22 protein-coding genes, 3 pseudogenes and 1 other annotated feature are annotated in these 21,502 nt (G+C 42.9%); of the genes and pseudogenes, 14 read left to right on the top strand and 11 right to left on the bottom strand.

Annotated features, from left to right (window positions below; genetic code table 11):
* Positions 1–181: 181 nt before the first annotated feature.
* Complete coding sequence (locus ACWGOO_RS01325; RefSeq protein WP_452481584.1) at positions 182–415, top strand: SDR family NAD(P)-dependent oxidoreductase; 234 nt, start codon at positions 182–184, stop codon at positions 413–415.
* 46 nt (positions 416–461) lie between these two features.
* Here the strand turns inward: ACWGOO_RS01325 and ACWGOO_RS01320 are convergent, their stop codons facing one another.
* Both ACWGOO_RS01320 and ACWGOO_RS01315 read right to left on the bottom strand, forming a co-directional pair.
* Positions 462–740 carry an iron-sulfur cluster biosynthesis family protein gene (locus ACWGOO_RS01320; protein WP_452481583.1) on the bottom strand — a complete coding sequence of 93 codons (279 nt, stop codon included), beginning with the start codon at positions 738–740 and terminating at the stop codon, positions 462–464.
* Positions 741–852: 112 nt separating this feature from the next.
* Positions 853–2,037 carry an aminotransferase class I/II-fold pyridoxal phosphate-dependent enzyme gene (locus ACWGOO_RS01315; RefSeq protein ID WP_452480825.1) on the bottom strand — a complete coding sequence of 395 codons (1,185 nt, stop codon included), beginning with the start codon at positions 2,035–2,037 and terminating at the stop codon, positions 853–855.
* A 43-nt stretch (positions 2,038–2,080) separates the two neighbouring features.
* Positions 2,081–2,319, bottom strand: a binding site (T-box leader).
* Positions 2,320–2,752: 433 nt separating this feature from the next.
* Between ACWGOO_RS01315 and ACWGOO_RS01310 the strand changes: the two are divergent.
* Positions 2,753–4,101, top strand: a pseudogene (locus tag ACWGOO_RS01310) (class I SAM-dependent methyltransferase); the annotation flags it as partial.
* Between the two features lie 459 nt (positions 4,102–4,560).
* On the opposite strand, the gene ACWGOO_RS01305 reads toward ACWGOO_RS01310, so the two are convergent.
* A complete protein-coding gene (locus tag ACWGOO_RS01305) occupies positions 4,561–4,782 on the bottom strand; it encodes a hypothetical protein (RefSeq protein ID WP_452480823.1) in 222 nt (73 codons plus the stop codon).
* Positions 4,783–5,016: 234 nt separating this feature from the next.
* Between ACWGOO_RS01305 and ACWGOO_RS01300 the strand changes: the two genes are divergently transcribed.
* From ACWGOO_RS01300 to ACWGOO_RS01280, 5 genes are all read left to right on the top strand, one after another.
* Entirely contained in the window at positions 5,017–5,334 is a 318-nt protein-coding gene (locus ACWGOO_RS01300; protein ID WP_452480821.1) for a hypothetical protein, read from the top strand.
* A 75-nt stretch (positions 5,335–5,409) separates the two neighbouring features.
* Positions 5,410–6,093 carry a DUF5819 family protein gene (locus tag ACWGOO_RS01295; RefSeq protein ID WP_452480819.1) on the top strand — a complete coding sequence of 228 codons (684 nt, stop codon included), beginning with the start codon at positions 5,410–5,412 and terminating at the stop codon, positions 6,091–6,093.
* A gap of 544 nt (positions 6,094–6,637) precedes the next feature.
* A complete protein-coding gene (locus tag ACWGOO_RS01290) occupies positions 6,638–7,426 on the top strand; it encodes a DCC1-like thiol-disulfide oxidoreductase family protein (RefSeq protein WP_452480817.1) in 789 nt (262 codons plus the stop codon).
* Between the two features lie 10 nt (positions 7,427–7,436).
* On the top strand, positions 7,437–8,561 hold the full coding sequence (locus tag ACWGOO_RS01285; protein ID WP_452480815.1) for a serine hydrolase: 1,125 nt from the start codon (positions 7,437–7,439) through the stop codon (positions 8,559–8,561).
* Entirely contained in the window at positions 8,562–9,494 is a 933-nt protein-coding gene (locus ACWGOO_RS01280) for a M23 family metallopeptidase (protein WP_452480814.1), read from the top strand.
* 323 nt (positions 9,495–9,817) lie between these two features.
* Here ACWGOO_RS01280 and ACWGOO_RS01275 read toward each other — a convergent pair whose 3' ends face one another.
* Positions 9,818–10,711, bottom strand: a complete 894-nt coding sequence (locus tag ACWGOO_RS01275; protein ID WP_452480812.1) for an IS256 family transposase — start codon at positions 10,709–10,711, stop codon at positions 9,818–9,820.
* A 377-nt stretch (positions 10,712–11,088) separates the two neighbouring features.
* Between ACWGOO_RS01275 and ACWGOO_RS01270 the strand changes: the two genes are divergently transcribed.
* On the top strand, positions 11,089–11,514 hold the full coding sequence (locus ACWGOO_RS01270; RefSeq protein WP_452480810.1) for a VOC family protein: 426 nt from the start codon (positions 11,089–11,091) through the stop codon (positions 11,512–11,514).
* Between the two features lie 222 nt (positions 11,515–11,736).
* Here ACWGOO_RS01270 and nrdF read toward each other — a convergent pair whose 3' ends face one another.
* From nrdF to nrdI, 3 genes are all read right to left on the bottom strand, one after another.
* Entirely contained in the window at positions 11,737–12,702 is a 966-nt protein-coding gene (gene nrdF, locus ACWGOO_RS01265; protein WP_452480808.1) for a class 1b ribonucleoside-diphosphate reductase subunit beta, read from the bottom strand.
* 207 nt (positions 12,703–12,909) lie between these two features.
* Positions 12,910–14,994, bottom strand: a complete 2,085-nt coding sequence (gene nrdE / locus ACWGOO_RS01260) for a class 1b ribonucleoside-diphosphate reductase subunit alpha (protein WP_452480806.1) — start codon at positions 14,992–14,994, stop codon at positions 12,910–12,912.
* Positions 14,981–15,340 carry a class Ib ribonucleoside-diphosphate reductase assembly flavoprotein NrdI gene (nrdI, locus tag ACWGOO_RS01255; protein WP_044646968.1) on the bottom strand — a complete coding sequence of 120 codons (360 nt, stop codon included), beginning with the start codon at positions 15,338–15,340 and terminating at the stop codon, positions 14,981–14,983. The genes nrdE and nrdI overlap by 14 nt, the downstream gene beginning before the upstream one ends.
* A 402-nt stretch (positions 15,341–15,742) precedes the next feature.
* On the opposite strand from nrdI, the gene ACWGOO_RS01250 reads away from it, so the two are divergent.
* Entirely contained in the window at positions 15,743–16,108 is a 366-nt protein-coding gene (locus ACWGOO_RS01250) for a DUF2500 domain-containing protein (RefSeq protein WP_452480804.1), read from the top strand.
* A gap of 63 nt (positions 16,109–16,171) precedes the next feature.
* Positions 16,172–16,261: pseudogene (locus ACWGOO_RS01245) on the top strand (GNAT family N-acetyltransferase); the annotation flags it as partial.
* Here the strand turns inward: ACWGOO_RS01245 and ACWGOO_RS01240 are convergent.
* Positions 16,260–16,550, bottom strand: a pseudogene (locus tag ACWGOO_RS01240) (ABC transporter substrate-binding protein); the annotation flags it as partial. The pseudogenes ACWGOO_RS01245 and ACWGOO_RS01240 overlap by 2 nt on opposite strands.
* Entirely contained in the window at positions 16,513–16,680 is a 168-nt protein-coding gene (locus ACWGOO_RS01235) for a hypothetical protein (protein WP_452480802.1), read from the bottom strand. The gene ACWGOO_RS01235 and the pseudogene ACWGOO_RS01240, both read right to left, overlap by 38 nt.
* Positions 16,681–16,898: 218 nt before the next feature.
* On the opposite strand from ACWGOO_RS01235, the gene ACWGOO_RS01230 reads away from it, so the two are divergent.
* From ACWGOO_RS01230 to ACWGOO_RS01220, 3 genes are all read left to right on the top strand, one after another.
* Positions 16,899–17,966: a LacI family DNA-binding transcriptional regulator gene (locus tag ACWGOO_RS01230; RefSeq protein WP_452480800.1), complete on the top strand. Its 1,068-nt coding sequence runs from the start codon at positions 16,899–16,901 to the stop codon at positions 17,964–17,966.
* A 263-nt stretch (positions 17,967–18,229) separates the two neighbouring features.
* Positions 18,230–18,970, top strand: coding sequence for a DUF1361 domain-containing protein (locus tag ACWGOO_RS01225; RefSeq protein WP_452480798.1), 741 nt, complete (start codon positions 18,230–18,232; stop codon positions 18,968–18,970).
* Positions 18,971–19,041: 71 nt separating this feature from the next.
* Complete coding sequence (locus ACWGOO_RS01220) at positions 19,042–19,245, top strand: YwbE family protein (RefSeq protein ID WP_452480796.1); 204 nt, start codon at positions 19,042–19,044, stop codon at positions 19,243–19,245.
* A 221-nt stretch (positions 19,246–19,466) separates the two neighbouring features.
* On the opposite strand, the gene ACWGOO_RS01215 is transcribed toward ACWGOO_RS01220, so the two are convergent.
* Both ACWGOO_RS01215 and ACWGOO_RS01210 read right to left on the bottom strand, forming a co-directional pair.
* Positions 19,467–19,829, bottom strand: coding sequence for a hypothetical protein (locus tag ACWGOO_RS01215; RefSeq protein ID WP_452480794.1), 363 nt, complete (start codon positions 19,827–19,829; stop codon positions 19,467–19,469).
* The gene (locus ACWGOO_RS01210; RefSeq protein WP_452480792.1) at positions 19,826–20,008 is read right to left on the bottom strand and encodes a hypothetical protein; all 183 of its coding nucleotides are present in this window, start codon (positions 20,006–20,008) and stop codon (positions 19,826–19,828) included. Before ACWGOO_RS01210 ends, ACWGOO_RS01215 begins: the two co-directional genes overlap by 4 nt.
* Before the next feature lie 292 nt (positions 20,009–20,300).
* Between ACWGOO_RS01210 and ACWGOO_RS01205 the strand changes: the two genes are divergently transcribed.
* Positions 20,301–21,332 (top strand): FUSC family protein, encoded by a 1,032-nt coding sequence (locus ACWGOO_RS01205; protein ID WP_452480790.1) that lies wholly within the window; start codon positions 20,301–20,303, stop codon positions 21,330–21,332.
* Positions 21,333–21,502: the final 170 nt, after the last annotated feature.

The raw sequence follows: 21,502 nt of genomic DNA, 5'->3' as shown, positions 1-21,502 counted from the left end.
ACATACCGAATGGTACGTAATTATTTAGGTCAATATAACTCACGTTCATATGGGATGTCAAGAGTTATCATGTGCATATTTGACAGCTGATCCTGATGAGCATACAATCTTAATATACTGAACGGTACGAAAATAAGGAGGTATTTATGGTTCGACCACGGGAATTTGATGAGGAAAAGGCATTGGACAGGAAATTACTCAGCAATGCTTAAGGGAAGGCGCAAGTGTTATTGCGTGTGATATGAATAAACGTTCTTTAAACGAACTTGAGGCTGAACTGAATTCACCAAGTTTGTACACCTATCTGATAGACATAAGTAACTATACGGAAGTAACTCATTTCTTTACATACATTAAGGAAGAACACACGGACATCACAGCTTTAGTCAATAATGCAGGTGTTTATAGAGGCTAAAACCGATTTTGTGCAAAACGTTCTGGATGCCGGACCATCCTAAAGATTAGGACGGCCGGACATCCAGGGTTTTCACATTGTTACTATAGAAGGTAGAATCGCTGGATAGTTTGTAGGAAGGGAACTTCTCGTCTGCATCAAGCCGCATGGATTCTTCAAAATAAATCGCCTGCTGACCGCTAACGAGAAAAGGCAAGCTGCCCGCCTGTACTTCAAGATCGCCGCTGTCGGGTGCGCTGACGATCTTTAGCACCGTAATACCATCACAGCCGCAGCCTTCTGTGTCGTAAAAAAGCTTAATGGGTGTATCGGGCGCAACACAAATTTCTGGTTGCTGTGTTGGGCATTTTTTCAGGCCGGGTTATTCCTGGGACTTTCCGACCAAGCTCTGAAATCTCCGACATTTGGTTATTGCCGTGTAGGGGATAGGCCGCTGATTATAGACGTTTCAAGAAAACGCAGATGCGCTCCAAAGCGATTTCTAGCTGTTCCTGCGACGATGCATAGGAGCAGCGGATAAAGCCCTCGCCACCCGGGCCGAATGCAGAGCCGGGTACGGTAATGACGCCCTCTTCTTCCAGTAACCGCTTGGCAAACTGTTCTGAGCTTAATCCCGTGTGCGTAATGGAAGGAAAAACGTAGAAGGCACCGCTCGGTTCATGGCAGGGCAGTCCTGCCTGACGCAAGCTTTCAACAAACCATTTTCTGCGCAGATTGTAGGATTCCATCATGCGGTCTTTTTCCTCCAGCCCGTGGCGCAGTGACTCAATAGCGGCAATTTGCCCGATAATAGGAGCGCACATAACGGTATATTGATGGATTTTCAGCATGGCTGAAATCAGCTCCTGCGGACCGCATACATAGCCGACTCTCCAGCCCGTCATCGCAAAGGCTTTGGAAAAGCCGCTGATGAGCAGGGTTCGCTCTTTCATGCCCGGCAGAGCGGCGAAGCTTACATGCTTCTGTCCATAGGTCAGCTCACCATAAATTTCGTCGGAGATCACGACCAGATTATGCTCCTCCACCAAGCGGGCAATCGGTAGCCAGTCCTCATAAGTCATCACTCCACCTGTCGGATTGTTTGGATAACAGAGAATAAGTACTTTGGATCGTGGAGTCAGCTTGGCTTTGAGCGCTTCAGCCGTCAGCTTAAATTGCTGATCAGCAGAGGTTTCAACCGTTACGGTATGCCCTCCATTCAGGAACGTGATCGGTGAATACGAAATATAGCAGGGAGCCGGAATGAGAATTTCATCGTGTTCCGTAATCAGCGCACGGAGCGCCAAATCCAACGCTTCACTGCTGCCGATCGTTACCATGATTTCATTTGCCGGATTGTAGGACGTGTTAAAGTTGCTCTCCAGATACCCGGCAATCTCATCACGCAGCTCGGGAAGACCCGCATTCGGTGTGTACGAGGTCTTGCCATTTTCCAGTGCTGTGATACAGGCCTTTATGACATGTTGAGGGGTCACAAAGTCCGGTTCACCAACACCAAGCGAAACGATATCTTTTCTGCCCGTACTATATTCAAAAAACTTACGAATGCCTGAAGGAGGCATTTCCCGTACAGCTGGAGTCAAAAAGTCGCTTATAGATACTGTGGTTAATACGTTCGTCATGTTGATTTCCTCCTTTTTGAAAAACAAAAAAAACCCGCCCCTGTAAAGGGACGAGTTTATACCCGTGTTACCACCCTAGTTTCATTCCATAAGAAATGACACTCTGTTCACGTATCCATCAATACGTGTTCCGGTTAACGCTGGAAAGGCGGCAGAGCTTACTACAGATTCAGCCCGCTTCTCGGAGATGGCGTTCGGCTACCCTCGGAATGTTGGCTTTCACCTGCCCCAACTCTCTGCAAATCCGCTGTATAGCTTACTCGTTCTCGTCATTGAAATTTGTTATCGTATCAAGTTAGGTGTAATTATAAGCACAACATTTCAGGATGGCAAGTCTTTTTTTATACTTTGAAAGCACTCCCTCTACTCTTAGTGTGGTCACACGGGATACGTCCGATGATTGTATATCTGGGAAGATGGACGTTTTCAATCCGCAATAACGGGAGAAGCAGATTGTATATTTGAGCGGCATTCAAGCTGCCGCCGGGAAAGGATGCCCAATGAATGGGGGGCACTACAGGCCAAAGCGCATCTGGGGGTCATGTATGCGTTTGGTAAGCATGTAAGGTGTATGATTGACAAAAATATTTAATATTTTCCACGCGATGGAAGCTGCAAATGTATGGTAAAGTGTAGTTATACAAGACTCTTATCCAAAAGTTCTTATTAAAGTCTCTCGTGTATACCGAATCCAAATCAATTGAGGTGAGTGAAAATGCTGCAATCACTAAAAGCCATTGCCAACTATCGGAAAGAAAACGATCTGGCCTGGGATACGCCAACTTGGCTGAAGCTGCTTGTTTCGGCTGAGGGGCGCATTGTGAATTTGGAACGCATCTGCTCCATAGGGGATTTAAAGGATGCTAATCCCGTACTGGATTATGTGGAGCGTACGTTGCTTATTTTGGACGGACTTTCATTGTCTTTCTGGATTAAGGAGCTGTTAGAAGACGTGCTGGTATGGTCTGAGACGACCAAAGGAGGCACAGTTCGCGAACGGCTGCGCTGGCAGCAGGAGGGCATCAATTTATTTGTACATAATATCGGTTCCGCCCAACTGTATGTCAGACAGGCCCAAGCAGAATCACCTGTGTACCCGCGCAACAGCATGACCCGGATTCTAATTGAAACGCATGGATTAATCGGACAGTATATACGGGGCGAAATCCCTTTTGCGGAAAATCGGGCGCTGCTGGAAATTACCCGTAAGGGCTGGTTAAGCCACGAGGAACTGGAGCTTGCCTTACGGGCGCTGAACGAGTGCATTATCTCCGGGGTAAACCCTGAATTATGGGAGCAGGTACGAAGTGAAGTAGAGCAGCTGATTGGCTGGATTGCGTGGGATAACGCCCCTGTGGCCTGGAGTGTGAAAGAACGGCTGAAACGATTACGGTCTGTTTCTGTTCATGAAGGGGAGCCATTTGAGCAGGATTACGCCGAGCTGGAACGCGAACTAAATGTAGATAAGGCGCTGGCTTCGTTGGAGAATCGGACGCTTTGGTATGTGGAGTCGGCTTTGCAAGATTTTTCGCTTCAGGAGTTGGTGAAGGTAATTTTGCTCACGTTACGGGAGGGTACGGGCCAGGAATTGCCTGCAACGGTGCGCCATATCAGCTTTGAATCCCTTATGAACACGATGCATTATGACTATCGCGGCATCAAGAAAATTAACGTTTATAAAAAACGGATGATTGAAAAATATTTAGACGCGCTACCCTGGCAGGATATCTTAAAAGGAAACCGGAAGCATAATCCTCATTTGAATGTGATTGTGGAGCATAAAGAGGAACTACCGAGTACCGTGTTTTTCAATTTTCATTTTTCATCTGCGGCTGAGAAGCTGATCGACTTTTGCATCGAGGCGGAAAAAACGCCTTTGTATGACAAAGCCATAGTACTGCTGTTTGATTTGTTCGGCTTGCGCCGCGATAATTGTGATCTTTTTCACAATTAAAAACGCACCTTACAGATATGAACCAAATCGTAGATTACCAAAAGACCATTCTGGACTACGTGACGGGAACTCGTGTACTGGATGGTTCAGCTTCTTCTTTTTTACTCAACAAGCTACTTTATTCCCTCTGCGGCATCTGTAAATCCCTTATCTTTCTAGCCATTAGTTGGGTCAGCGTGTTAGGGAATATAGGTTTACCAATATTAGTACATGATGAAGAAACGAACAGACTTTCCAGCGAGCTCGATGAGCTACGGCAACAGATGCTGAAATTAGAGGAGGAAGAGGATCAGAAGGGAAAAATCAGGAACGTGTCGATGAGATTATTCAAGTACTAAGCTCACGGCAAGATATACTAGAACAATTTGATGATAACCTATTTAATGCGTTGATGGAGAAGATAACCGTTCTCTCACCAGCGCATTTTGTTTTTACCCTTGAAAAGTGGAATGAGCATAGACGAAATACAGGACTAAAAAACATAGACTAAAGTGATCAAAAAGCTAACAAGTAACTGTGGACTGCATGGCGGGAAGAACCAATCGAATCCCGTCTTTTACTCCTTCCATTTAGATGGATTGTTTGTTCTGGCTTAGCTGATCGCCTATGGCTTCTTCCCATTCGGATAACAGACGTTGGATATCCTCGTTTTGGTTCATTTTGAATTGTTCCATTTGAGTGAATAGATTTTTATCCTCTGATGAATATGAAGCCTGTTGTTCACTAGCTAGTTCTATCTGATAAAAACGTTGGTGTAATGCCTCTTGAAACCATTCAGGCCAATTTGACATGGTACATTATCCCTCCCGTTGTTGAAGTGTGTGTATGTTAACTCTGATCTAAATATTTTTTTTAATTACTAAAAATTAATGTTTATGATTTTTGGCAAATGAAAGTAATATATAAAAAATGGAAGAAAGTGATATAATGATTAATTATATTGAATAATAGTACCTGTAATCAAAAAAATCATAAAATAAAGTGTTTAAAAATATTTTTACTAATTATTTCGGGAGGAATTATTAATGAAGAAAAAATTAACAATACTTAGTCTGGCTGTAGCCATTGCAGCTTTCTCTACTGTAAGTTTAAGTGCTTCTTACGCTTCTGATTATAATGTTCCCAATGGAAATTCACCTTTAATTAGCGCAAATGCAAACGGAGCTTCTATTGAACCCCAAGCAATAGTATCCCTTGCCCGTAAAGCAGTAGTATATGGTAAAGCAGCTTATAAAGCTAACAAGAATGCACTGAGGGAAGCAACCCGTCTAGGCAGCCTATTAGGCGGCACAGGTGTCTCCGGTAGTGATGTAGAGAACGCAGATGTAATCTTCGATAAATAGTTAAATTAGCAGGGAGGGGATCAGATTTTTATGTCTCACTCTCCCTGGTGATATTTAAAAGAGGTGATCGTTAAAATGGAAAAAAGAAGGGAATCATGTATTCTAAATGTTACGTTGTTTTCTTTATCGTTGTTCATAATGATTCATTTCTTCTTTATTTTTCTTCATGCTGGCCCACTTAACCCTATCTCTGTTTCATTAAAATCAGTAACTGATAATTATGTAGGACGGTTTTTTCAACAAAACTGGCATCTATTTGCTCCTCAACCTATGACTCAAAATCTAAAATTATATGTGCGAGTAAAATATAAGGAGCAGGACAACTCCAAAACAGTTATAAGCAATTGGTATGATGTTACTGAACCTATGATCAGGACCAACCAGGCGACTACGTTTTCTCCTTATAATAGAATGCTCAGAATTGGAAGTGGATACATACATCAATTATATATAGGAGGGAAAGATGATCTCACATATAAATTAATGGAGAAAATATCCGAAAAAGAGAAGGTTAGCAAAGAAATAAATGCTTCTTTAGATAAAGATTCCAAACACGTTGAACAAATTATCTACCGCTATGCTTCTGCATTTGCTAAAAGAAAGTTTGCAAAATTTGAATTAACCAAAGTTCAGTTTATGACTTCAACATCTGATGCAATTCCATATTCAAAGCGAGGGGATCCCAAATTTAAAGTGAAAGAAACTAATGTGGTATATGGTTGGAAAGGAGTTGTAAAGGATGTTGTTAAATTACCGTAAATTTTTTATGAATGAACGCTTTTTTATTGGAACGAGTATTCTTAGAATTTGTATTGGTTTGATATTACTTTACAATTACTTTATACATTACAAACAAAGGTATTTTTTTTGGCATGAATCTGGAATTAATATGTATTCCGCTGAGTACAAGTCATTAACGTGGTCTTTATATAATTTAAATTCTTCAGTTTTATTTTTTGACTGCATCTATCATTTAGGAATTGTGGTCACTATTTTTTATTTAATTGGATATAAAGGTCGTCTTTTTTCATTTCTGGCCTATCTATTTTTTTATTCACTGTATGTTCGTTCTTTTCATATAAGTGACGGAGGTGACAATTTACTAATAGTGAATATGTTTTTTCTCCTGTTCGCTAATAACACTGCATATTTTTCTTTTGATTCTAAACTGAATAGCTCACATAGGAAAGACTTGAACCAGTCTTTGATTTATAAGTTATCTGTAATAATTCACAATTGTGCAGTACTTGTTTGTATTATACAACTGTGTATTGTTTATTTCTTCTCGGGCATGTACCAGCTTATGGGCGAAATGTGGCAAAACGGAACAGCACTTTATTATATATCTCAAGTGAGAGAGTTTAGCAGACCTATTTTGGGGTATATAGTTAACCATTATGTTGGTCTCACCATTTTATTCACTTATCTATCAATAATTATTAAAATTGCATTTCCTTTTGCTGTGATTAATAAAAGGCTTAAACCATTTGTAGTTGCAGCTATGATTTTGTTTCATGCAGGAATCGGTATAGGCATGGGCTTATTGACATTTTCATTAATTATGATAGTAATGGAACTATTATTGTTTACGGATCAAGAATATAAAAAATTATACCGGTTTATAAAAAACAGTTTCAGGAAAATATCAATTTCAATTCGAAGAAAAACAAGAAGATTAGGATATGTAAGATTTCGGAATAAACAAATTCTGGTTTTCTATGACGGTTGGTGTCCTGTCTGTACAAGTATAAAAGACAACTTGCACAAGATGGATTATTTTAGAATGCTACGGCTTGTTAGCTTTCGGAATTCTTCATTGGTTCAAAAATATAAGTTAGATGTTAATGAATTAGAAAAGAGAATGCATAGTTTCTCGGTAAATGGTTCCAGTAAAATACAACGTGGGATTGATTCTATTGCACAAATTTGTACAAGAATACCGCTTCTTTGGTGGACTGTTCCTTTTATAATTGTCTTTAAAAAGATGGGTATAGGCGGGTATCTGTATGATTTTATAGCTTCTAAAAGAAAAGTTATTCCTGTGGGGAACTGTGACGAATTATGTGAACTTCATCCGAAACGTGTTTATTAAGGAGTAAAGTATGAAAATAATTTTATTTATAGTAGCTATGATTCTAATATTTGTTTTCATATTTATCATATTTTTTTTAATTACGAAGCACCGAAATAATCAGAAAACAGAAATGGATGTTCTTAACTTTTTAATGGAAAATCCAAATAAAGCTTCTTTGTATATGATCAAAAATGGTATGGAGAAAATCAGCTACAACTCAGAAGTTAAAATGCCGCTTGCCAGCACTGCGAAAGTGATCATTGCTATTGAGTTTGCTCGTCAAGTAGCGGCAAAAATATTAGACGAACATGAACTTGTTCCTTTAGAGGAATTAAATAAATTTTATATTCCTGGTTCTGATGGCAACGCTCATCATAACTGGATCGAATGGATTAAGTCAAACCATAAAGAGATTCAAGGAAAAATTACGTTATTTGATATTGCTCACGGCATGTTAGCTTACAGCTCCAATGCCAATACAGAATTTCTAATGGCGAGAATGGGCTTAGATCAGATAAATGAGAATATACACAAACTCTCACTTCCGTCACATGATAAATTATTTCCTTTTTCATCTGCGGGATTGATGTCTTCTTATATTCAAGAGATGGATAAAATAGATTTTAAAGAATCAATACTAAAAATAAGTGAGATGAGTCATAAGGAATACATGGAAAAATCCATTGAAATTCACCAGATACTAAATAGTGATGAGGGGTTAGGATGTATTCAGAAATGGAACACCAAGCAAAATTATGCACGAAAGCTTCAAGTGCTAGAATCGCGAAATCTTCCTTGTTCTACGACTAAAGAATATGCTCATATAATGAAGTTTATACACAAGGAAGAACTGGTTCCTTCTACTATAAATCCATATCTAAAAATGCTAATTCAGCAAAAAGTGGATAACTCCAAGTTAATAGCGTTTGGAAACAAAGGTGGATCTACCATTTCTGTTCTAACAGAGGCTTTATATTGTACGGATATGGAAGGAAACGATATTCAATTAGCTATGTTTATTCAAGATGAATCTGGCATGGATCATATTTGGCTTAAGCAGAAGCTGGATTTGTTTTTTTATAAATTATTAACGGATACTGCATTTCAAGAAGAGGTAAGAAGTAAATTATCATATGATAAGGGAAGAAATTGAATGTTTTTTTATTTTGTAAAAATGATGCTGATTCCGCTTATATTTTACTGGATCATGGCTTACTTTCCATTTAAAAATCGTATTTCGTGGTATGTACACACTTTGTTTACAAGTGCATATACGTTCATGATTTTATTTATAAATGATTGGACAGAAATTAGTTATTATTTACGCCCGGTTTGCATCGTATTCTTTGGATGTTCCTTACTTCGCAAAATGATTTCTTTACGCTCTTTTAGATCTAAAGGCTTAAATAAAAGATCAAGAATATTCCTTACTCTTTATGGTTTGTTAGCGATATATCAAGTTTTTATATGTATTTTATTTAGTATTTCATACATTACATCCACTCCTAAACACGAAGATGCGGTCGATTTAGCGCTCCCTTTGAAAGGAGGGGCTTACGAGGTAGTGAATGGTGGAATGAGTTCATCCATGAACTATCATTTTTCGCATCGTACTTTGAAATATGCGGTGGATCTAACTAAACTCGCCCCTTTAGGCTCAAGAAAAGAAAAATTTGATAATCCTGAATCCTTAAAATCCTATCCCATTTATAATGATTCAGTATATAGTCCTGTTGAGGGTAGAATTATCGAAGTTGTGGATGGAGTAGAAGATAATGTCCCAAACTCCCTGGGTGGTAGTACTACAAATATGATTATCATCAAACACAAAGGATATAATATTTTGTTGTTACACTTGAAGAAAAATAGTCTGTTAGTTAAGAAAAATGATTTTGTTAAGGTCGGACAAGAAATAGCGAAAGTAGGGAACTCAGGTTATAGCAGTGAGCCGCATCTTCATATTCATGCTATAAAACATGACAATAAGAGAGATTATTTTAACGGAGATTCTGTTCCTATCACCTTTAATGGTAATTACTTAAAGAGAAATGATTTACTACTTGATCAAACGCTTATTTTTCGATAATAATTAAAATTTACTTAAAAAGGGGATTATGTATTGTTTCCTGTTTTCTGGAGCATAGTGTTACGTTTCGTGGCTTTTACAGCGGGTTTGTTGAATCCCTATCTTGATATAAAGTGGAAGATTGCTGTATTCATTTTGGTTTGTGTGGTGGGTATTTTGGATGTAGATTCAAAGATTCGGCTGAAGTGGATTAATGTCTCAGTTGCTTTTATTTTGGGCCTGCTTGTAAGCTACATCGTGTATCCTTTTGTTAAATAGTTTCCTCAAATTAAGGGCAATTTTATAGAATACAAGCGCAAGAAGAGGACGCGAAACTGGGAGCGTCAAGAAGTTTGTGTACGTGAACATAACCTTTCCCGTAGAAGGTGGTATTGATCTGTGGTGGTGAACATGGCCTGGAGTTCGGCACGAGCCTGATCGAAGCCGATATGGCAACGAGTAGCGAAGCGTTGGTTGTAGCTCTCAAACTGTGAAACCAGAAACTTCTCCAAGGCCTCCTCATGAGGGAATTGTTCCTTGCGCTGGGTGTATTTTTTGATTTGTTTGTTCAACGATTCAATGAGATTGCTGGAGTAAATGCTTCTCCAAATGGGCTTGGGAAAGCTATAGAACGTAAAGAGGTTGGGATTGTCGCGTAATGACTTAACCACCTTGGGGTAAGAGGACTTCCACTTGTCGCAAAAGGTCTCCAGGGCAGCTCTACCCGCTGCTTCATCCTCTGCCCGATACACCGTTTTGAAGTCCTCACAGATGCTCGCACGATCAGACACCCGTACTTTATGGGCGATATTACGGGCAACGTGTACGAGGCAGGATTGGTATTTAGCCTGGGGATACACTTGCTCTATGGCGGATTCCATGCCAGTCAGACCATCGGAGATGAACCGTAATATGTCTTCGGCTCCTCGTGCTTTCACGTCCTGTAAACAGCCGGAGCTAGCGTGCGCTTCGCAAAGGCATCCACATGCTCCACCATCCCCCTGGTCATGTTCGACACCGTCTGTGGCGTGTAGATGACCGTACATTTTTTCGAGCAGGTCTGAAATCTCAGTCATCGCTACGCCCTTTTGGAACATGTGGATGACAAAGGACTCCAGGGTGTCATTGGAACGCTTATAAGGAGCTACGGTCTGCTGTTTAAACTCACCGTTACGATCCCTTGGGATGCTAAGGCACAGATCCCCGTATTCGGTATGAATCGTACGGGAGGAATCCAATATGTAGCACCAGCAACCATACCACCGCCTAAGGCTACAGAGTTATAGTAATCTATCATTTGTTTGGTTTGGTAGTCAGTGAAATTCCGATCATATCCCGACCAATGATAAGTCCATGATCCGTATACCGCATTAAGCGAATTCGCGATTTGCCGTCTGGAACCACCATATAGCAGTAGACTAAAGAGAAACATAGGGTATGATGATGGCTTATCCTTTTTGCAGGGGAAAATTATAGATACACCGAAGGAAAATCAGGAATGGGCTGAAAGTTTAGAAGTAAGATAACAAACAACTCTGTTTACCTTAACACTTTTTGCATATAATACAGGAGAAATGACGGATAACTTTAAAAAAATGAAGGAGTTGTGTAGAAAATGTCAAAGCGTTTGATCCCCTATATTACGATGGATGGAAATGCGAAGGAAGCGATTCAATTTTATGAAAAGGCATTGGATGCTGAACTGCTTTTTATCCAAACCTTCGGCGAAATGCCTGAAAATCCGGAATTTCCGATTCCAGCTGAGGTCAAGGCACGTGTGGGACATGCCACGCTCAAAGTCGGTGAGACAGAGCTTATGTTTTCCGATACCTTTCCCGGATCGCCGTTTAGCAGCGGAAATCAGGTGAGCATCTGTATTACAACCGACAGCGTCGAGCAATCCAGAAAAATGTTTGATGCTCTACAGCAAGGAGGACAGGTGGGCATGGCCTTGCAAGAAACCCATTTTAGTCCTGCTTATGGGAATGTAACGGACAAGTTTGGTGTCACTTTTCAAATTTTCACTGAGGCTCGGCCTTAAAAAAATGGAAAACGGCCAGATTTCGCTACCTTGGCGATCTGGCCGTTTTTTACATGAATCCTCGTTCAAGCGAAGCGAAGCGTTCGCCTTTGCCCAAAGGACTCTAGCCTTAATACTAATCCAAAAGAATCCCCTGACAACAGCGATCGGAAGAGCCATCCACTTGCGGAGTGGTCTTCCTCAGCATCACCTAAACAAACTATTTTCACATATACCTATACCCTACACTTCAAAATTAAAATCATCATCTGTCAGCGGCTCTACATTCATTGCACGCACGTAGCCGTTTCCTTTTTTAGAAAAGAAATCATGCTGCTTGGTGTGGGTGCTGATGCCGTTGAACACAATCGGATTGACTTCTTCTTCTTCAAACAACGGATCAAAGCCCAGGTTCATCATGGCCTTATTGGCGTTGTAGCGCAAAAAGACTTTGACATCGTCCACCAGCCCGATAGGAGCATAAATTTGCTCGGTGTATTGTTCCTCGTTATTGTGTAAATAGCGCAGCAACTCTACCAGCGTCTGGTACAGATCCCGTTGCTCTTCCTCGTCCAGCTCTGCATAAATCTCCTGTGCCAGCACACCCACATAAACACCGTGAATACTTTCGTCCCGCAAAATCAGGTCGATAATTTCTCCGCTGCATGTCATCTTGCCCTGACCCGCCAGATAGAGAGGGTAGAAGAAGCCGCTATAAAATAAATAGCTTTCTAGCAGCACTGACGCTGCCATAGCGAGATACAAGTCTTTTGGCGTATGAATATTCATATAATACTGACGAATGGTTTCCGCCTTGGTCTGGAGATGCGGATTTTCCTCTACCCAACGGAATATATCATCAATCTCTTCCGTAGAAGCCAGGGTTGTAAAAATGCTGCTGTACGACTTCGCATGAATTTGCTCCATCATCGCCATAAAGCTCAGTACAGCTTTGCGTTGCAGCCCGTCCACATGCTCCATAATTTGCGGCATACCCACGCCGCCTTGAATCGTGTCAAGCAACGTCAAGCCGCCTAATACTTTCATATAGGCTTCTTTTTCAATATCACTGAGGGTTACCCAGCTCATTTTATCATCGGACAGCGGAATTTCATCATCCGTCCAAAATTGCATAATGTTCTGATTCCAGAACATTAGTGTGAAATCATCGTCCGAGCGATTCCAGTTTACAGCTTGTATACCTGTCATTGTTTAGCATTCTCCCTTCAGCTTCCGAGATTTCCTAGAGTCATAATGAAAGACAAAAGGCGAATCATCGTATGCTTGACATACGGAAGCTGCATCCGCGAGGCCGTGTCCCAATCCATAAAGGGCGGAACATCACGCTGGATACAGCTTCTAATGAAAAGCATCCATATATATGAGGACTTCTAATGTTAATTTATGAGTACGGTCTTAGATCGAGCAGGTGAGGCACTCTTCTACAGACAGCTTTTTGGTACGTGTGTAGTACAACGATTTGAGTCCTTTGTGAGCAGCATACAGATAGCAACGTGCCAATTGGCGTGTAGTCACGTCACTGTTCACATGAAGCACGGTTGAAATTCCTTGATCCACGTGAGGCTGAATTTCTGCAATCAGGTCAAGCACTTTGAATTGATCCATTTGATAAGCGGATTTATAAAAGAACACATTATCTCTTTGCAAGTAAGGCATTGGATAATAGGTCGTCGAGTTCGCATAGGTACGTGTTTCAATTTGTTCCACGATTGGCATCACGCTGGACGTCGCATTTTGGATATATGAAATGCTGGCAGTCGGCGCAATCGCCATACGGTACGCGTGATACAGGCCGTTCTTCTGCACGTCTGCTTTCAGATTGTCCCAATCCTCTGGAGAAGGAATATAGATGCCGCCAAACAGATCTTGTACGCGTGCCGTTGTCGGACGGTAATCTGTGTTCAGATAACGATCAAAATACACACCAGTCGCGTAATCCGATTCCTCAAAGCCATAAAAGCTTTGCCCGGCCGCTTGCGCGATCTCCATGCTTTTCTCCAGCGAGTGATAGTTCATCGTCATAAAGAAAGTACGGACAAAATCCTTCGCTTCGTTGCTTTCATAAGCAATTTTGTTCTTGGCAAGGTAGCCATGCAGGTTCATGACACCCAGACCGACAGAATGCATTTCACGGTTTGCCTTGGCAACACCCGGAGCGTTCGCGACTTGGGTCATATCGCTGACCGAGGTCAGGGCAATCATACCTTCGTGAACGGATTCGCGGATTTTGCCATGCTCCATCACATTTACAATGTTGAGGGAAGCCAGATTGCAGCTGATATCCCGACGGATGGTATCCTGTTGGCCGTAATTTGTAATTTCAGACGTCTCTTGTAATTGGAAAATTTCTGTACACAGATTCGACATTTTAACCTGACCCACGTTTTTAAGAGCATGTGCCTGATTCGCGTTACTTTTGTTCATCATGTATGGATAGCCGGATTCCAGTTGGATCATGGCAATTTTGGTCAGCATGTCACGCGCGCTCATCGCTACTTTTTTCTTCACCCGGTCGTCAGCGAGCAGTGTATCGTACATTTCATCCAGATCCATATCGTCCAGATGCGTACCGTAGGCCTTGTACACACTGTAAGGAGCGAATACATGCAGCGGCTCATCATCCTGAGCCAGCTTATAAAAGCGGTTCGGAACAATCAGTCCGATCGAGAGTGTCTTCAGGCGCACTCTTTCGTCGGCATTGATTTTTTTACTATCCAGGAACTCCAGGACATCCCATCCGAAAATGTTGTAGTATGCTGCGCCGGAACCTTTACGTTGACCCATCTGATCCGCGTAGGCGAAGCCGTCTTCCATCAGTTTGAGAACAGGTATAATTCCCTTAGCCGCGCCTTCTACACCTTTGATCGCTTCGCCGCGTGACCGCAGTTTCGACAGGTTGACCGCGACACCGCCGCCGATTTTGGACAACTGCATGCAAGTGTTCAGCACGTAGTTGATCGAGTTGAGGGAATCGTCCATTTCGAGCAGGAAGCAGGACACCAGTTCTCCACGACGGCTTTTGCCTGCATTCAGAAAGGTTGGCGTTGCCGGCTGGAGACGCTGTTCCATCATCGAGCGAGACAACAGACGCGCCGTATCAGCGTTGCCGCGTCCCAAATGCAGGGCGACGACCGCCACCCGGTCAGGGTAGTGCTCTAAATAAACCTTACGGTCATTACTCTTCACTGCATAATCCGTATAAAACTTGGATGCTGCCATATAGGAAGGAAATTTAAAATGATAACTATGAGTGATATGGAAAATATCCTTAATTTCGTCAGCTGTATAGCTACTATAGAAATTATCGTAATAATCATTCTCAATCATGTAGAGCACTTTAGCCGCTGGATCCGCAAACTTCAAGCTCCGTTCATCGACTTCCTTCATAAACTCGTCTACAGCCTCTTGGTCCTTTTCCAATTGGAAAAAGCCGTCTGTATCGCGTTTCATCAACATGTTGTTCAATTCAATATGCCGCAACTCGGCTCACCTCCTGTTTGAAACGCTCTACATCGCCGAACGTTCCGGATAATTCAAATTTACTGATGACAGGGACGTTGTAATGGTCGGAGATCAAATCCGCGCTTTTGGCAAAGCTCTCGCCCCAGTTACGGTTGCCGCTGGCAGCCACACCCACGAGGTTTTGAGCATTTTTTTGCAAAAAGGAAGATACCCTCTCAGGTATCTGTCCAAACCCCGTTGTATATGTAATGAGTACGTATGGTTCTTCTATAGTCATTTGCTCCTGGATTTGGACCGCCGGAAGCTTGAGCTTCCCGATAAATCTTTTTACATTGCCGGTCTTGGAATCATAAGCAATCAGCATTGTATTCATCCTCCTTGACATTTGGCGAAACAGCATCTACCCAAGGCTCGAACCTGTAAAGATGCGCAAACCCTTGCTGGCTATGCTTTGCCAAAATTTTAACGCCTATTTATATCGGTATTTCCATATCTGTATTTTCGAGATATCTGTAGGAAATGTGCATTGTACACTATATTTAGAGCACGATTTCTATTTTATATCTATATATAGTTGAGGTCAATCACTTTTAAAAGGTTGGGCACAAGAATTGGGGGCAAGTCCAAGCGGGGTGCGGGATAAGCGGAATAACTTTTTTTTCGTGCGAATTTTACAAATGTACTGGAGTTTTGGAGGATGAAGATGTACGATTTGTCAATAGGAGATAGAGTGGTAAATATACCTTTTACTGTAGGGGGAGTACGTATGATGGGAAATGGGTTTATGAATTCAGGGTCGTTTGATGCCATATTTTTAATCGTTTTTGGAATCATTGCAATTGGATTTATCATTATCATTTCCAAGGTAATCGACACCGGGTTTTCGAATCAAGCCGCTGAGTTGGTACAACGTGCATGCACGGTCGTGGACAAGAGAACGAGGGTTCGCGGGGGTTCAAGCGATTGTTCAGCTTCGACAGATTATTATGTTACCTTTGAGTTTGACGGGGGCGAGCGTAAGGAACTGAAGGTGAAAGATAGGGATTTTGGTATGATTGTCACTGGAGATCGTGGGGAGCTTCGTTATAAAGGGACGCGTTTTCTGGAGTTCGTGAGAGTGATGGAAGCGTAAGCTGCATAAGCTGGGAGTGGTCGTCGCCAGGATGCCATTACATAACCGGAGGGAAGGTGTACTATGCCACATATAATTGGGGAACGCATCGTATTGAGAGAGTATCGTCAGGAGGATATTTCGGAAATACGAAAATGGGTCAATGACCCGGACGCACGGGATTTTGGCATGAGGTCGTAATTCCGATCCCGTATGCAGCATCAAAGCCGAGCAGTTGGAGGGAATGATCCTCGTATTTCTCGCTTAACGTGACCGGAAAGTGCGTGTAGGTAAATTCATCCTTGCCCGATGCTTTGAATACGTTTTCGGCATCCTGATAGTTTCAATCCTGATCGATGAGCTCAATCACACGACCTGTGGCGATTTTGGAGTTATATTGATCACTTTTGTGCATAAAAGTATCCTTATCCAGCAGTCTTTCGTTGTACATATGATTCAGCCAGCTTCATGTTATTCCAGTTGGAGCTGGCGTCACCACCAAAAAAAGTAAGTGCAATAGGACTTGTATCATCGGGATTTTCCTTTTCTGCCGTACCGACCTGTTCTTCAATATATGTAAAATATTCACTCATAATTATTACTTACATAATGTAAGTGATTTATGATGATTTGTTATGTGGTTTGTTTTTTTATTATGCAAACAAATTTTGATGAATGGTGTGGATTTGTGCAAATCTATCGTTTGATGATCTAAAACAAAGTGTGCTACGATGATACCAGTTTATGGGTACACCCATGTATTGGAAAGGCAGAGGTAGAAAAAAGATTCCGAATAGGGTTGGGTGAGAAGATGCGTGGAAAAGTAACGTTGCAGGAAATTGCGGATGCGGCGGGCGTTTCAAAGTTCGCTGTTTCGCGTGCATTGTCCGGCAAGCCCGGAGTAAGTGAGGAGACGAGGGCAGTGTTGGTCAAGCTGGCTGCCCAGATGGGCTATTTTCGCAATCATCCAAAGACAACGGGGGTGGAGCCTCGTGACACGGATGCCGGGGAATGGTCGGGTACTGTGCTGGTGTTATTTCCGAACATATGCCACCAGGACAGAGAATCCAGGTATTGGGGCCCTGTGTTTGAAGGTATTTCTGAGCGCTTGAATCGAAAGGGGATGAATATGCTCACGTTAACGGAGCCTTCGACAGAAGATATGTTTTCCTTGCTGAATCCGGAAGCGATCAAGGGCATTATCACCGTGGGGTCGATTTCCACTTCTATATTACTGAATATTTATCGAATGAGCATTCCAGTCGTCATGGTGGATCATTGGGATTCTGCGTTTTTAAGTGATGCGGTGTTTACAGATAACCGCACATGTATGTCTGAACTCATGAGAAATGTGCTGTGCAGGGGCTATACCCGCTTTCAATTTGTCGGAAATATCGACGATGCTCACAGTTTCTATGAACGTTGGGAAGCTTTTCGCTCCACACTGGAGCTTGGAGGAATAGACTTAAAGCAAAACGGAGCTTTGCTCCACATGGGAGCGCAGAAGCTTGCCGAGGAATTGGACAAGCTGACCGAGGATGAATTGCCGGAGATGTTTGTATGTGTGAACGATGTAACTGCCGGGCACGTGGTGGATGCGCTCAAACGAAAGGGAATTAACGTCCCAAGGCGCTGTGGAGTGACTGGTTTTGACGATACGAGCGAGCAGATGCCGATTTATGCTACGGTGAGAGTGAATAAGGAGCTGCTGGGAATGCGTGCGGTGGATCAACTGCTATGGCGTATAACCAACCCGGAGTCGCCCATCGAGAAAAAGCTGCTGCACGCGGAGCTAGTCGTACGGGAGGGGTATGCCCCGCGGCTCAGTCAGGGAAATGATGATCAAGAACGCCCGATTAGTACAAACAAATATAGTTGATGTCCGGATATAGATGATTGATTTCCGTACACAGGGAAGATAAAAAAGTCGCTTTGGGTCATAAAAGCATTAGGGTCAGAGGTGCGATGAGCACCTGTTTCCGGGGGGAGGTCAGTCTCGGAAACAGGTGCTTTTTCGCGTCTTGAGCCCTGCTGAATGGAGCACTTTCATTGAGCTTGAAGCGATTGTGGTGTACACTGTCCAGAACAGGCGTAAATTGGAACGTCAAGAAGGATGGACGATTACAAAGGAGGGAGACACCTATGTATGCCCGTTTAAGATCGTTAAATTATCCTGTAAAAGGGTATGTTTTTATTGTATTGGCTGTATGCTCAGTGATAAGCACCTTGTGGATCATGAACGTGCGGCTGCCCACAGGAGGCCGCCCTTATCTTTTTATTTGGTGGAATATGATGCTGGCCTGGATTCCGATGCTTTTAACGCTGCTGCTTGATGTGATTTATTGTTCTTGGCGGCGGGGAACGAGAACATTTTTGCTCTGGATAACGGGAGCGGTATGGCTCTTTTTTTATCCCAACACACCGTATTTAATCACAGATTTGCTGCATGTGTTCGCGAAATATCCTTTTCTCGGGGAGCAACGCTTTTGGGGAGAGCCGTATTTCTGGAATCATGAACTGGGGATGCTGTTGGTCGCTGTTCTTGGGCTGACGATGGGATTTGTATCGCTCGAATCTGTACGACAACTGGTACGACGTGCACGCGGCGGGTTTGTAAGCTGGCTGTTTGTGCTGGCGGTACTACTGTTAAGCAGCTTAGGCATTTATATTGGCCGTTTCTTTCGGGGGAACACGTGGGATATTATTTCTGCGCCTTCCCAGCTGTATGCACAGGTGTCCTCCATATGGACAGATACCCTACAGCGTACTCATTTTGTGGAATTTAGCGGGATGGTATTCGCTATTTTGTTGATTAGCTATGTATCCACGATGTGCGTGATTTGGATCGGCAACAGTCGTCGGGATGAATGGCGTAACTGGTGATTTCAATGCGACCGAGTGGTCGAGTAGCTGAGTAGCTTCATAAGCTTGAATAGAAAGGAGGAATAGAGACAATGAACGGACAGAACCGATCAGATATTCGCGCAGGGCTTCAAGTGGATATTGTACTTAAAAAGGATCAGCCTACCGGAAAGCTGACGCGAGGAACGGTGAAGGATATTTTGACCAATTCTCCTCGTCATCCACATGGAATTAAAGTGCGTTTGGCAGACGGGCAGGTTGGGCGTGTCAAACATATCGTAACGAATAAAGGTTAGAGCTGATCGGCGCCCTGACAGCTGCGATTCTGTTGAGTGGAGTACATAACAAGCTTCTGAAACAGCTAAGACATTAGCAGGTTCCTTTCTATTGGAGATCATAGCTGGACGATATAAAGTTGTAATGATAGTGGAGGGTGGTTACAGAATGCATGCTAAAGCATTTTCTAACCACCCTTTGATGTATCCTGAAAACCGCAGTTTCTGGGGCTATATCTGCGTTATGAGGCAGCTGTCGACATGCATGGTATGAGGCGACGAGTGGAACATGGTGTTTGGCTGCGTAGCTTGTTCCGTAGGATGGTTATCAGCTGACCGAGAGCAATCAGCAAACTCATCGCACTGAGCGATACGGAAAAGCGGTTTGTAAAATACAAATTGAGATACGGGATGACCAGACCTGAGCCCAGCCTGAGAAAAAACTGGGCAAGAACAAATTGACCGATGACTCGGGTAACCGAAGAAGCAGCAGGAGCAGGTGGTACTGGTAAAGCGGGCGTGGATTCCGCTGTATTCGCTGATACCGGTTCAGGTCTCGATTTGGCAAGAGTCGCATCTTCTTCGACGTGAGAGGCTTTTGTCATGAACAATAATGGAATAAAGCGGTCAGTGTTGCCATTCCGCCAAGGAACAGGGCGACCCGCAGACTGGAGAGCTGTGTGATCCCCCACGTTTGCAGACCATCTGCAAGCACACCACCGCCAAAGCTCCCCATGACCTGTGCCGCGAGTACAAGAGCAGAGTAATAGCTGAATATTTTCAAGCGTTGGGCTTTGCTTATGCTTTCCGCTAAAAAGGGGCACAGCCAGTGCCTGGATGCTCACCACCCGGCCATTCATGTCATCCCCAAAGCCAAGCCCCTGAATATACAGCGATCCTCCTGTGACGTTGATGCAGACAAGTTGATGCTGTTGATATATATACTAGCAGGATCTGTGCATGTCATAAATATTCCTTGTCTCTGATTTTTTGGGGTAATAATAAAGCATAGACATTACATTGAAATTTCATTATAGTAATTCGGTATGAATAAATTTGAAGGGTAAGTAGGAGGGATGGCTTTGGCTTTTGGAGCACGGGTGCTAAAAACGGGAATCGCAGTGACGCTCGCCCTTTTTTTGAGCACCTTCTTGAATACCCATTCGCCTGTGGGGGCAGCGATAGCCGCTATTTTTGCCATGCAACCGTCGATATACAGATCGTGGCGTTATTTTCTGGATCAACTCCAAACAAGCACGCTGGGTGCAATCATGGCGTTGCTGGGCGGGATGGTATTTTCAAATGAACCGATTGCAGTCGGATTGGTATGTGTACTGGTACTTATGATATGTCTGAAAATAAATATGGCTGATACGGTAGGTTTGACACTCGTTACCGTTGTTTCTGTAATGGAGGCTTCCGGTGACTGGAAATTTGCGGTGACCCGTTTTGTACTCACCTTAATCGGGATTGTTTCTGCTTTTGTCATTAATGTTACTGTTTTTCCCCCGAAACCGAAAAGGCAGTTTATCAATCAGATTCAGAGTGTATTCAACAGTATGTCCTTGCTGCTGCGTACCGCCATTTCCGATGAGATCAAGGAGTCTGTCTTTAAAGAGGAAAAAGGCAATCTGGAGAGAGCCATAAAATCGCTATCGGATAAATATCATTTGTTCGAGGAAGAGCAGAAGAAGCTCAAGCGCTCCCGGTTCAGTCAGACGAGACGGATGGTGGTATACAAGCAAATGCTCGAAAGTTTGCACAAAGGGTATGAGGTACTGGATGCGGTGGAAAGGCACTACTTTCAGTCTTTACGACCGAAGGGAACGGATGCGTTTTTTGATGGTCATCTGGAGCTGCTGATCCGGTTCCATGAACATGCGCTGCTAAAATTCGAGGATAAGCTGAAACCGAACGAGGAAGAAAGTGAAATGTTCCAGCAGGCAAACGGCGAATTTATGAAGCATGCGATTACCCGTTTTGACCACTGTCAGGAGGGCATGCTGAGACTGTCGATTGTGGCTGCCGCGATGTATGACTATGGTCATCAACTGGAACGGTTGAGCAGATTGGAGGATCATATTCATCCTGTGGAAGAGAGCAAGTAGCGAATGTATTAAAAAGTAAAAGCGGCCGTATTCATCTATACAGATGGACGACCGCTTTTTACGTATAAAAAGGCATAAAAAAAGCCCGCTGCTTGCGAACAGGGGTTGAACTTGCTACAATAGAGGATGCTATGTTTATGATAAAAATCGTTAGCTACACTTCTTATTGC

Source organism: Paenibacillus sp. NPDC055715 (genome assembly GCF_053617595.1).
This window is presented reverse-complemented; position numbering and strand designations above follow the sequence as displayed.

Bases quoted from the DNA above. Each gene is read 5' to 3' on its own strand.
- ACWGOO_RS01250 (WP_452480804.1), top strand. From the start codon at position 15,743: ATGATGGGAAATGGGTTTATGAATTCAGGGTCGTTTGATGCCATATTT.
- nrdI (WP_044646968.1), bottom strand. From the start codon at position 15,340: ATGCTGATTGCTTATGATTCCAAGACCGGCAATGTAAAAAGATTTATC.
- ACWGOO_RS01305 (WP_452480823.1), bottom strand. From the start codon at position 4,782: ATGTCAAATTGGCCTGAATGGTTTCAAGAGGCATTACACCAACGTTTT.
- nrdF (WP_452480808.1), bottom strand. From the start codon at position 12,702: ATGACAGGTATACAAGCTGTAAACTGGAATCGCTCGGACGATGATTTC.
- ACWGOO_RS01215 (WP_452480794.1), bottom strand. From the start codon at position 19,829: ATGACAAAAGCCTCTCACGTCGAAGAAGATGCGACTCTTGCCAAATCG.
- ACWGOO_RS01225 (WP_452480798.1), top strand. From the start codon at position 18,230: ATGTATGCCCGTTTAAGATCGTTAAATTATCCTGTAAAAGGGTATGTT.
- ACWGOO_RS01220 (WP_452480796.1), top strand. From the start codon at position 19,042: ATGAACGGACAGAACCGATCAGATATTCGCGCAGGGCTTCAAGTGGAT.
- ACWGOO_RS01295 (WP_452480819.1), top strand. From the start codon at position 5,410: ATGGAAAAAAGAAGGGAATCATGTATTCTAAATGTTACGTTGTTTTCT.
- ACWGOO_RS01285 (WP_452480815.1), top strand. From the start codon at position 7,437: ATGAAAATAATTTTATTTATAGTAGCTATGATTCTAATATTTGTTTTC.
- ACWGOO_RS01205 (WP_452480790.1), top strand. From the start codon at position 20,301: ATGGCTTTGGCTTTTGGAGCACGGGTGCTAAAAACGGGAATCGCAGTG.
- ACWGOO_RS01270 (WP_452480810.1), top strand. From the start codon at position 11,089: ATGTCAAAGCGTTTGATCCCCTATATTACGATGGATGGAAATGCGAAG.
- ACWGOO_RS01315 (WP_452480825.1), bottom strand. From the start codon at position 2,037: ATGACGAACGTATTAACCACAGTATCTATAAGCGACTTTTTGACTCCA.
- ACWGOO_RS01235 (WP_452480802.1), bottom strand. From the start codon at position 16,680: ATGAGTGAATATTTTACATATATTGAAGAACAGGTCGGTACGGCAGAA.
- ACWGOO_RS01290 (WP_452480817.1), top strand. From the start codon at position 6,638: ATGGGCGAAATGTGGCAAAACGGAACAGCACTTTATTATATATCTCAA.
- ACWGOO_RS01230 (WP_452480800.1), top strand. From the start codon at position 16,899: ATGCGTGGAAAAGTAACGTTGCAGGAAATTGCGGATGCGGCGGGCGTT.
- ACWGOO_RS01300 (WP_452480821.1), top strand. From the start codon at position 5,017: ATGAAGAAAAAATTAACAATACTTAGTCTGGCTGTAGCCATTGCAGCT.
- ACWGOO_RS01280 (WP_452480814.1), top strand. From the start codon at position 8,562: ATGTTTTTTTATTTTGTAAAAATGATGCTGATTCCGCTTATATTTTAC.